The 11,512-nt window shown below is 60.0% G+C and carries 8 protein-coding genes; 6 read left to right on the forward strand and 2 right to left on the reverse strand.

The window, feature by feature from the left end; all coding sequences use genetic code 11:
* The first annotated feature begins 15 nt into the window (after positions 1-15).
* Positions 16-1,278, forward strand: coding sequence for a VWA domain-containing protein (locus tag Q1A07_RS15765; protein WP_299782992.1), 1,263 nt, complete (start codon positions 16-18; stop codon positions 1,276-1,278).
* 3 nt (positions 1,279-1,281) lie between these two features.
* On the opposite strand, the gene purL is transcribed toward Q1A07_RS15765, so the two are convergent.
* Positions 1,282-3,441: a phosphoribosylformylglycinamidine synthase subunit PurL gene (gene purL / locus Q1A07_RS15770; protein ID WP_299782993.1), complete on the reverse strand. Its 2,160-nt coding sequence runs from the start codon at positions 3,439-3,441 to the stop codon at positions 1,282-1,284.
* 263 nt (positions 3,442-3,704) lie between these two features.
* Positions 3,705-4,610: a LysR family transcriptional regulator gene (locus Q1A07_RS15775; RefSeq protein WP_195820479.1), complete on the reverse strand. Its 906-nt coding sequence runs from the start codon at positions 4,608-4,610 to the stop codon at positions 3,705-3,707.
* 173 nt (positions 4,611-4,783) lie between these two features.
* On the opposite strand from Q1A07_RS15775, the gene Q1A07_RS15780 reads away from it, so the two are divergent.
* The 5 genes from Q1A07_RS15780 to ccmE all read left to right on the forward strand — a co-directional run bounded on the left by Q1A07_RS15780 (position 4,784) and on the right by ccmE (position 11,506).
* Entirely contained in the window at positions 4,784-8,203 is a 3,420-nt protein-coding gene (locus Q1A07_RS15780; RefSeq protein ID WP_299782994.1) for an indolepyruvate ferredoxin oxidoreductase family protein, read from the forward strand.
* Between the two features lie 85 nt (positions 8,204-8,288).
* The gene (locus Q1A07_RS15785; protein ID WP_299782995.1) at positions 8,289-9,161 is read left to right on the forward strand and encodes a lysophospholipid acyltransferase family protein; all 873 of its coding nucleotides are present in this window, start codon (positions 8,289-8,291) and stop codon (positions 9,159-9,161) included.
* A 26-nt stretch (positions 9,162-9,187) separates the two neighbouring features.
* Positions 9,188-9,997, forward strand: a complete 810-nt coding sequence (murI, locus tag Q1A07_RS15790; RefSeq protein WP_299782996.1) for a glutamate racemase — start codon at positions 9,188-9,190, stop codon at positions 9,995-9,997.
* A gap of 30 nt (positions 9,998-10,027) precedes the next feature.
* On the forward strand, positions 10,028-11,056 hold the full coding sequence (gene argC, locus Q1A07_RS15795; RefSeq protein ID WP_299782997.1) for an N-acetyl-gamma-glutamyl-phosphate reductase: 1,029 nt from the start codon (positions 10,028-10,030) through the stop codon (positions 11,054-11,056).
* Positions 11,057-11,062: 6 nt separating this feature from the next.
* Positions 11,063-11,506, forward strand: a complete 444-nt coding sequence (gene ccmE, locus Q1A07_RS15800) for a cytochrome c maturation protein CcmE (RefSeq protein ID WP_299782998.1) — start codon at positions 11,063-11,065, stop codon at positions 11,504-11,506.
* Positions 11,507-11,512 lie beyond the last annotated feature (6 nt).

Genomic DNA, 11,512 nt, shown 5'->3' on the forward strand with positions numbered 1-11,512 from the left:
GCCCCCTGGACCGCGATGCCTGAATACGCCCCCCTTGATCTGCCCGAAAACCCGAAACTGGCGGGCAACATCACCCATTTTGCGCGGGCCTTGCGCCGGGCCGGTGTGCCTATCGGGCCGGGGCGGGTGATCGATGCCATCCGCGCGGTCGAAGCGGCAGGTTTCACCGAAAAACGCGATTTCTACTGGACGCTGCACGCTTGTTTCGTGAACCGGCCTGAGCATCGTCTGGTCTTTGCACAAATCTTCCGGCTCTACTGGCGCGATCCGCGCTATCTGGAGCACATGATGTCCTACATGATCCCGGCGGTGCGCGGCGTGCAGGAGGATCGCAAGGCGCAGTCCGCTGAGAAACGCGCCGCAGAGGCCTTGCTGGACGGGGCAGAGGCACCGGACTTTGGCGAGGACGCGCCGGAGAACGAGGACACAACCGAGATTGAGATCGACGCCAGCCTGACAATGTCCAGTCAGGAACGGCTGCGCAGTCTCGATTTCGAACAAATGAGCACGGCGGAAATGGCGGCAGCCAAACGCATGCTGGCCCGGTTGAACCTGCCGGTGCGGCCGATCCTGTCGCGCCGCGCCAAGGCGAGCCTGACTGGCCGTCGGGTCGATGCCGCGCGTACGTTGCGGGCGTCAATGCGGCAGGGCGGTGATCTGCACAAGATCGCCCTGAAGGAACCGCGCCCGCGCTGGCCAAATCTGGTCGTGCTTTGCGATATTTCGGGCTCGATGAGCCAGTACAGCCGCGTGGTGCTGCATTTTCTACATGCCGTGGCCAACGCCAAGGGCGCGGGCTGGGCCAAGGTGCATGCTTTCACTTTCGGCACGCGGCTGACCAACATCACCCGGCATCTGCGGCAACGGGATGTGGACGCGGCCCTGGCCGCCGCCGGGGCAGAGGCGCAGGACTGGGAAGGCGGCACGCGCATTGGCGACTGCCTGACCCGCTTCAATCGCGACTGGTCCCGCCGGGTCATGGGGCAGGGGGCGGTGGTGTTGCTGATCACCGACGGGCTGGACCGGGACGACCCGGCGGCGCTGACCCGCCAGATGGAGCGGTTGCATCTTTCGGCGCGTCGCCTGATCTGGTTGAACCCGCTGCTGCGCTGGGAAGGTTTTGCCCCCAAGGCGCAGGGTATCCGGGCGATGCTGCCCCATGTGGACAGCTTTCGCGCGGGCCATTCCATTGCCTCGCTTGAAGACCTCGCAGCCTCGCTCTCCCGCCCCGATGACATGGGCGAGAAAGACCGGCTCATGCGGCTGATCGACGGCTAGACGTCAGGCGACCGCATCGGCAAAGGCGCTGCGGTACAAGACGGAAAGCGCCGTCATTGACGCGGTGCTGCCACCCATCTTGACGTCATAGCCGCCAAAGGTGCCGACTTTCTCCAGCGTGAGACCGGCCGTTTTGGCCGCAGCCAGCAATGTTTCCGCGTCATCCGCTTCGCAGGAGATCAGGTAACGCCCCTGATCCTCGCCAAAGAGTTTGCCAGTGTCACCCGTCTCCAGTGTCACACCCAACCCGGCGTTTTCCGCCATTTCAAAGGCAGCCAATGCCAGACCGCCATCGGAGAGGTCTGTGCAGGCGGCAATGGTGGCCCGGTTGGCGCGGATGAAATCGCCATGCGCCACTTCCTGTGCCAGATCCACCGGCGGGGCGTCACCCTCTGCGCGGTCAAAGACCTCTGCCAGCAGGGCCGACTGCCCCAGATGTCCGGCCGTTTCGCCCAGCACCAGCGCCACATGATCCTCGCGCACGTCACAGCCGATGATGTCATCCACATGCGCAATCAGACCCACCGCGCCGATGGTTGGTGTCGGCAGGATCGCCGCGCCATCGGTCTCATTATAGAGCGACACGTTGCCGGAGACGATGGGCATGTCCAGCGCTTTGACCGCCTCTCCAATGCCTTTGATCGCGCCGACGAACTGGCCCATGATGCGCGGCTTTTCCGGGTTGCCGAAATTCATGTTGTCGGTCGTTGCCAAGGGGACAGCGCCGACAGCGGTCAGGTTGCGGTAGGCTTCGGCGACGGCCTGTTTGCCGCCCTCAACCGGGTTGGCCTGCACATAGCGCGGCGTGACATCCGAGGTGAAGGCCAGCGCCTTGTCGGTCCCGTGCACCCGCACGATGCCTGCGCCAATGCCGGGAATGCGCACGGTATCGGCCATGACCATTGTGTCGTATTGCGTGTAGACCCATTCCTTGGCCGCATAGTTCGGGCTCAGGATAAGTTTCCTGAGCGCCTCCATCGGATCGACCTGCAGGTCTTCGGTGAAGGCGGCGGGGGCGGGGGTTTCCTCCCACGGGCGGTCGTATTCCGGGGCCGTGCCTGCCAGTGTCTTGAGCGGCAGATCGGCTTTGACCACGCCATTGTGCACAATGAGGAAGCGATCTTCGGCAATGGTTTCGCCGACAATCGCGAAATCGAGGTCCCATTTGTCGAAGACCGCCTTGGCTTCGGCTTCAAGCTCGGGGCGCAACACCATCAGCATGCGCTCCTGGCTTTCCGACAGCATCATTTCATAGGCGGTCATGGCCTCTTCGCGCACGGGTACGTTTTCCAGATCAAGCCGCACGCCCAGGTTGCCCTTGTCGCCCATCTCCACAGCGGAGCAGGTCAGCCCGGCGGCCCCCATGTCCTGAATGGAGATCACGGCACCCGTCTGCATCAGTTCCAGCGTCGCCTCCATCAGGCGCTTTTCGGTGAAGGGGTCACCAACCTGCACGGTGGGGCGTTTTTCCTCGATGGTGTCGTCAAATTCGGCAGAGGCCATGGTGGCCCCGCCGACACCGTCGCGCCCGGTTTTCGCCCCCAGATAGACCACCGGCATGCCGACACCCGAGGCGGCGGAATAGAAAATCTTGTCGGCGTCCGCGAGGCCAGCGGCGAAGGCGTTCACCAAGCAATTGCCGTTATACGCCGGATCAAACCGGACCTCACCGCCCACCGTCGGGACACCGAAACAATTGCCGTAGCCGCCGATACCTTCGACAACGCCGTTGACCAGCTGCCGGGTCTTGGGGTGCGTGGTTTCCCCGAAGCTCAGCGAATTCATCGCCGCAATCGGTCGCGCGCCCATGGTGAAGACGTCGCGCAGAATGCCGCCCACCCCGGTGGCCGCGCCCTGATAGGGTTCGATGTAGCTGGGGTGGTTGTGGCTCTCCATCTTGAAGACAACCGCCTGGCCGTCGCCGATATCCACCACGCCCGCGTTTTCACCGGGTCCACAGATCACTTGTGGGCCTTCGGTGGGCAGGGTGCGCAGCCACTTTTTAGATGATTTGTAGGAACAGTGCTCGTTCCACATGGCCGAAAAAATGCCCAGCTCGGTGAATGTCGGCTCCCGGCCCACGATCTCGAGGATGCGGTCGTATTCATCCGGGCTGAGCCCGTGTTTTGCGATCAGATCCGGTGTGATGGCAGGTTCAGTCATCGCGCGTATGGCCCCCCGTGGCAGTGCTGCGCTGTCTTTAGAGGAAGGGGCAGGCGGGGAAAAGAGCAAAGCCGGACAGGCCCTGACGAAAAAAAAGGCCGAGCACGAAGCTCGGCCAAGTCCAACAGGGAGGTATGAAGGCAGATGCAGGGCATCCGCACCTTCAAGAGATCAAATAAGTGGCGGCCTGCACACGATCAAGGCTGATTCTGTATTAGAGTGAGCATGCCAGATATGCGGATTTTGCATAGCTGACCAGATGGTCAAGGATTCTGTTTGTCTCTCAACTGTTTGCGGTAACTTATGATCTCTTCCTGAACGAAATCCTTGAAGGCAGAGACCCGCTGCGAATGGCGCAATTCTTCCGGATATGCCAGAAAAACAGGCACATCCGCGGATTCCAGATCCGGCAGCACGCGCACCAGATCGGGAAAATCCTGTGTGACGTAGTCCGGCAGTACGCCGATTCCAAGATTGTGAAGAACACCCTGCAGAACACCGAAGTAATTGTTCACCGTCAGAAGCGAGCGGATGTCATAGGTCATAAGGTGCTGTACGAGGTTCAGGCCCGCACCCACCTGGTCGCTGTCCGTGTTCTGGCAGATGAGCCGGTGGTCCGCGATGTTCTCGATTTCCTTGGGCGTGCCGTTCTCGGCCAGATAATCGGGCGTGGCGAAGAGGCACATGCGGATCATCATCAGCTTTTTGCGAATGAGGTCAGCCTGGCTGGGCTCCTTCATGCGGATCGCGACATCCGCCTCGCGCATTGGCAGGTCGAGCACGCGCTCTTCCAGCATCAGGTCGATTTTAAGGTCCGGGTATTGCTCATAAAGCTTGGGCAGGCGCGGCGCGAGCCAGAGCGTGCCGAACCCGGTTGTTGTCGTGACCCGAAGCTCGCCAAACACTTCCTCCTCGCTGTCGCGGATGCGGGCAGAGGCCGTGTCGAGCCGTTTGGTCATGGCCGATGTCGCATCGAACAGCAATTCCCCCTGTTCGGTGAGAATCAGGCCCCGTGCGTGGCGGTGAAACAGCGTGGTGTTGAGCATCTCTTCGAGCCCACGCACCTGCCGGCTGACCGCCGATTGCGACAGATTCAGCTTATCGCCAGCGTGGGTCAGGGACCCTGCGTCCGCCACTGCGTGAAATATTCTAAGCTTATCCCAATCCATGTCGCATCCCGTGCAAACCCTCCGGCACGTCCTAGCGACATATTGTTTCGAAATACAGAGAAGGTGGTGATCTGAGCGGCGAAAAGTAAAAAATCCCCTATGCAGGTCAGTCTTTGTGACCTAATATTGCGGTAAATCTGTGCAAGACTGGGCAAACGCTGGGGAGGCGACCAATGAGCACTCAGAAGGTATCGCTAAATGACCGTTACGACCTGACAAAGAGCCCGGTGCTGCTGAATGGCACGCAGGCTCTTGTGCGTCTGATGATGATGCAAAAAGCGCTGGATCGCGCCGCCGGGCTGAATACCGCCGGGCTGGTCACCGGGTATCGAGGCTCACCACTGGGTGCGGTTGATATCCAGATGCAGCGGGCGCTGAAACCCCTGTCCGAGCATGACGTTACCTTTCAGACGGGTCTGAACGAGGATCTGGCCGCCACGGCACTCTGGGGCAGCCAACAGGCGGAATTGCGCGGCGAAGGCAAGTTCGATGGTGTCTTTGGCCTGTGGTACGGCAAGGGCCCGGGCGTGGATCGCACTGGCGATGTAATGCGCCACGCCAATATGGCAGGAAGCTCTACGCATGGCGGCGTGTTGATGGCGATGGGCGATGACCACACTGGCGAAAGCTCCACGGTCCTGCACCAGTCCGAATGGGCCATGGTCGACGCCTACATGCCGGTTGTGAGCCCGGCAGGGGTGCAGGAAATCCTCGACTACGGGCTCTACGGTTTTGCGCTTAGCCGTTTTTCCGGTCTCTGGGTCGGGCTGAAAACCATGAAGGACACTGTCGAGGCGACATCTGTCGTGGATACCGACCCTGGGCGGGCGTCTTTTGTACTGCCGCACTTTGAGATGCCGGACAGCGGGCTGAACATCCGGCTCATCGACACGCCGCATGAGCAGGAAGCGCGCATGATTGACTACAAGCGCTTTGCGGCGGAGGCATTTTCGCACGCCAACAAGATGGACAAGCGCGTGTGGGGTAAGCCAGGCGCCAAGATCGGTTTTGTGGCCGCCGGTAAGAACTGGCTTGATCTCGAACATGCGCTGACACTCTTGAACATCGACGCGGTGGAAGCAGAGCGGCTGGGGATCACGACCTACAAAGTCGGGCAAACTTTTCCGCTGGACATGGAAGGGTTCCACGACTGGGCTGAGGGGCTCGACCTGATCGTCGTGGTCGAGGAAAAGCGCAAGCTGATCGAAGTGCAGATCAAGGAGGCAATCTTTGACGACCGGCGCGGGCGGCGGGTCTACGGCTGGCACAAAGGCGGTGGCGCCGGGTCCATGCACGGCGAGGAGTTGTTCCCGACCCGTGGGGCCCTCGACCCAATCATGATTGCCGAGAAATTGGGTGAGATTCTGATCGAAGAAGGGCGTGATAATGATAGGTTGCGCGCAGGCCTTAACGTTCTTGAAGGTGCTCGTCGCAATGATAACGCCGAAGATATCGCGACGCGCTTGCCTTATTTCTGTTCCGGCTGTCCACATAACTCCTCCACGAAACTGCCGGAAGGCTCACGCGCCTACGCGGGCATCGGATGTCACTATATGGTGCAATGGATGGACCGCGAGACCACCGGGTTTACTCATATGGGCGGCGAGGGCGCGAACTGGATCGGCGAGGCACCATTCTCCACCCGTGATCACGTGTTTCAGAACCTTGGCGACGGTACCTACAACCATTCCGGTGTGCAGGCCATTCGCGCAGCGTTGAACGCGAAGACGAACATCACCTATAAAATTCTCTACAATGACGCGGTGGCCATGACGGGCGGCCAACACAATGAAGGCGATCTGGACGCGCCACGGATCGTCAAGGAACTGCAGGCGATGGGTGTTGCGCATGTTGCAGTTGTCTATGATGAAAAGGAAGACGTTGATCTCAATGCGTTTTCCGGCGTTGAAATTCACGAAAGAAAATATTTGCAAACTGTTCAGGAGGACTTTGCAAAGCTGTCCGGCGTGTCGGCGATTGTCTATATCCAGACTTGTGCAGCCGAAAAACGCCGTCGGCGCAAGCGCGGTCTTTTCCCCGACCCTGACAAGCGCGTGTTCATCAATACCGATGTTTGTGAAGGTTGTGGTGACTGCGGCATACAGTCCAATTGCGTGTCCATTGTGCCAAAGGAAACGGAATTGGGACGCAAACGCGCGATCGATCAATCGTCCTGCAACAAGGATTACAGCTGTGTCAAAGGCTTCTGCCCGTCCTTTGTGACGCTGGAGGGGGCTAAGGTTCGCAAGGATCCTACCACGAAGCTGGATCTACCTGATCTGCCGCAACCGGATCTACCGGCGATTAACGGCACATGGAATGTGGTGATCACAGGGGTCGGCGGCACGGGCGTTGTGACCATTGGGGCCGTGATGGCGCAGGCGGCGCATATCGATGGCAAGGGTGCTGGCATGATGGAGATGGCAGGCCTGGCGCAGAAAGGCGGCGCCGTTCATATCCATTGCAGACTGGCTGAAAAACCAAGTGATATCAGTGCGATCCGTGTTGCTACCGGCGAAGCCGATGCGCTGATCGGGGGCGATCTCGTTGTCTCTGCCGGGGCAAAGACACTTGGACTGACACACGCGGACCGTACCGGGGCCGTGGTCAACAGCCATGAAATCATCACCGGTGACTTTACCCGCGACACGGAATTTCAATTGCCCAGTGAGCGGCTGTCTCTGGCGCTTAAAGCGCGGTTGAAGGACAAGCTAGATCTCTTCGACGCCTCAGACCTTGCCAAGGCGACCCTGGGCGATTCCATCTTTTCCAACATGATGATCTTTGGCGCAGCCTGGCAGCGCGGGTTGATCCCGCTCTCGGCGGAGGCGATCACGCAAGCGATCACGCTCAACGGCACTGCGGTAGAGCGCAACCTGCGCGCCTTTGACATCGGCCGGTGGGCAGTGCTGTTCCCCGACGATGCAGCGGCAGTGTTGTCGCCCAAGGTTGTGCAGCTTCCGAAGACGCAGCAGGAAAAAATCGCTTTCCGCGCGGATCACCTGACCGCGTATCAAAGTGGTCGGCTGGCAAAAAAATACCGTAAGTTCCTCGACGATATCTCGGACAACGACCTGCGCGATGCAGCTTTAAAAGGGTATCATAAACTGCTGACGTACAAGGATGAATATGAAGTTGCGCGCTTGCTGCTTTCCAGCCGCGAGAAGGCTGCGGCGGAATTTGAGGGTGACTTCAGAATGACCTTCAACCTCGCCCCGCCCATGCTGTCAAAAAAGGGGCCGGACGGGCGGCCGATGAAACGCACCTTCGGTCCCTGGCTGGAAAAACCGCTGCGCGTTCTGGCCCGGTTCAAGCGGTTGCGTGGCACGCCGTTCGATCCCTTCGGATACACGCGGGAACGCCGTATGGAGCGCGCGCTGATCAAGCAATATGAGCGTGACATGCGCGAGGTTCTGCCCCTGCTGAGCGATGCGACGAAACCCGCCATCATCGCCCTCGCGGAACTGCCGCTTCAGATCAAGGGGTTTGGGCCGGTCAAAGAAGCGCATGAAGTAAAAGCGGCCAAGCGGCGCGAGGAATTGCTGGCAACGATACGCGCCGGGGGCACGGAAACGGCGCGCGCCGCAGAGTAGTGTCACATTGGTGTTATAATCACTGGGCATAGAGCGTCACCAAAGCTAGGGTTTGGCCAGACCGACTATGCACGGAGCCAAAGGGATGCGCCGCAACATCACGCGGGATATCAGCTATTCATACTCCGCCGAAACCAAAGGTGGCCGTGCCCTGATCCGCGTAATGGAGAACAGCACCGGTCGTCTGCGTCTCATTAAACGGGCCCGCGGGTATGAACGTGAGGTCGCGAGGGGCCGCGATTTCTTTGATGTTATGGTGGACCGCTATGGTCTCTCCCTCGATGTCGTGTCGGGGTCGCTGGATAACATTCCGCGCAGCGGACCGCTGGTCCTGATCGCGAACCACCCTTACGGCATCCTCGACGGGTTGATGATGGGCCATATTCTGGCGCGGACGCGGGGCGATTTCCGCATTCTGGCCAATTCGGTGTTCCGTAAGGCCGAGGATCTGAACCGTGTCATCCTGCCGATCAGTTTCGAGACCACCAAGGACGCGCTGGCGCTCAACATTGCCACCCGGAAAACGGCGCTCGACTATCTGCGCGATGGGGGGGCGATTGGTATCTTTCCGGGCGGCACGGTCAGCACCGCCGCGCGCCCGTTTTCGCGACCCATGGACCCGGGCTGGCGCAGCTTTACCGCGCGCATGATCGGCAAATCCGGTGCCACGGTCCTGCCGGTTTACTTTGACGGGCACACCAGCCGCCTGTTTCAGATCGCCAGTCACATGCATTCCACGCTGCGCATGGGATTGCTGATCAAGGAGTTCCGAAAACGCGTGGACACGCCCGTCCGCATTGCCGTTGGGCAGCCCATTGGGCGCGATGTGCTCGACCCTTTGGCGAAAGACGGCAAAGCGATGATGGATTTCCTGCGCAAAGCAACGTATGAGCTTTCCACGGACCCGGATAAACGATTTGATCTGGGTTATGAATTCGAAGAGCGGCACCGGTCCTGAGCGGGTGCCACAAAGGCACCGGACGCATGGCTGTTGGTATTTTTGATAGCGGATTGGGCGGGTTAACCGTTCTGGAGGCAGCGCAGAAGCGTCTGCCTGAGGTACCCTTTGTCTATCTGGCGGACAGTGCCCATGCGCCTTACGGGGTACGTACGGCCGATGACATCTATGAGCTGACCTGTACGGCAGTCTCGCGGCTTTTCGAGGCGGGGTGTGATCTGGTGATTCTCGCCTGTAACACGGCATCGGCCGCAGCGTTGCGTCGGATGCAGGAATCCTGGGTGCCCGAGGACAAGCGGGTGCTGGGCGTTTTCGTGCCGCTGATCGAGGCGATGACCGAACGGCAGTGGGGGGACAATTCCCCGCCGCGCGAAGTGGACGTCAAACATGTCGCCTTGTTCGCCACACCCGCCACCGTTGCCAGCCGCGCGTTTCAGCGGGAACTGGCGTTTCGGGCGATTGGCGTGGATGTGGAGGCGCAGGCCTGCGGTGGCGTTGTCGATGCCATAGAGGATGGCGATATGATCCTGGCGGAGGCGCTGGTGCGCAGCCACGTCGACGCGCTCAAGCGCAAGATGCCGGAGCCGGATGCGGCCATTCTGGGCTGCACGCATTACCCGTTGCTGCAGGACATCTTTCAGGATGCCCTTGGCGAGAATGTGCGGGTATTCAGTCAGGCGACACTGGTTGCAGAGAGCCTGGCGGATTATCTGACCCGTCATGCCGATATGGCGGGGGCAAGCGGCAGCGATTTCCTGACCACCGGCGATCCGCGCCGTGTGAGCGACCGGGCGACACAGTTTTTGCGACGACAGATCACCTTTCAATCTGCCTGAGCATTTCAACTCTATCGAGACGGACCTTCCATGACCTATTCCATCGCCATCCTTGGCGCCTCTGGCTACACGGGCGCAGAACTCATTCGGCTGATCGCCGAGCATCCTCATCTGAACATCACCGCGCTTGGCGCGCATTCCAAAGCCGGGCAGTCCATGGCGCAGGTGTTCCCGCATCTACGCCATCTGGACCTTCCCACGCTTTTGCAAATAGGTGACATCGACTTTGCAAACATCGATCTGTGCTTTTGCGCTCTGCCGCATAAGACCAGCCAGGAAGTGATCGCCAAATTGCCTGCCGACCTGAAAATCGTCGATCTGAGTGCGGATTTCCGTCTGCGGAACCCGGAGGCCTATCAGCAGTGGTACGGAAACGAACACGCCGCGGTAGAGCATCAAAAGGAGGCGGTCTATGGGTTGACCGAGTTCTACCGCACCGAAATCAAATCGGCGCGGCTGGTTGCTGGCACCGGGTGCAATGCGGCGACCGGGCAGTTTGTGTTGCGCCCCCTGATCCAGACCGGGTTGATCGACCTCGACGAGATCATCCTCGACCTCAAATGCGCCGTGTCCGGGGCCGGGCGGAGCCTGAAGGAAAATCTGCTGCATGCCGAATTGTCCGAAGGCTACCATGGGTACGCCGTGGGCGGGACGCATCGGCATTTGGGTGAATTCGATCAGGAATTCAGCGCCCTGGCAGGCAGGCCGGTCAAGGTACAGTTCACGCCCCATCTGATTCCGGCCAATCGCGGCATTCTGGCGACCGCCTATGTGAAAGGTTCTGCAGATGCGATCCATCAGGCGCTGGTGGATGCTTATAAGAACGAGCCCTTCATCGAGGTGCTGCCCTTTGGCGAAACGCCCAGCACGCACCATGTCCGTGGCTCCAATTTCTGCCATATCGGCGTTGCAGCGGATCGCATTGACGGCCGGGCGATCATCATTGGTGCGCTTGATAACCTGACAAAAGGTAGCAGCGGGCAGGCGTTGCAAAATGCCAACCTGATGTTAGATGTTGAGGAGACCGCAGGGCTGATGATGGCCCCGCTTTTCCCGTGAGGATCGATGAAAAGTCTCAAGAAACAGCGCCGTATTCAGGTCATCGCCGTGGCGGTGGTGGCCTTGTCGCTCTCGACGGCGCTGATCGGTTATGCGATGCGCGATGGCATCAACTTCTTCCGCGCGCCCAGCCAGATCGTGGCCGAACCCCCGGGACCATCTGAGGTCTTTCGCATTGGCGGGCTGGTCGAGGAAGGTTCCATCGTGCGCGGACAGGGCGAGACAATCCGCTTTAGCGTGACCGATGGTGGCGCCGTTGTCCCGGTGACCTACACTGGCGTTTTGCCTGATCTTTTCGAGGAAAATCAGGGGATGGTCGGCACCGGGCGCTACATTGACGGTGTCTTTGAAGCCCATGAAATCCTTGCAAAACATGACGAGACCTACATGCCTGCAGAGGTCGTGGACGCGCTAAAGGAGCAAGGGGTCTACCAGGACCCGAACGGTTAGCACCGT

Origin of the sequence: uncultured Roseobacter sp. (assembly GCF_947492555.1) — a bacterium.
Classification (GTDB): Bacteria; Pseudomonadota; Alphaproteobacteria; order Rhodobacterales; family Rhodobacteraceae; genus Roseobacter.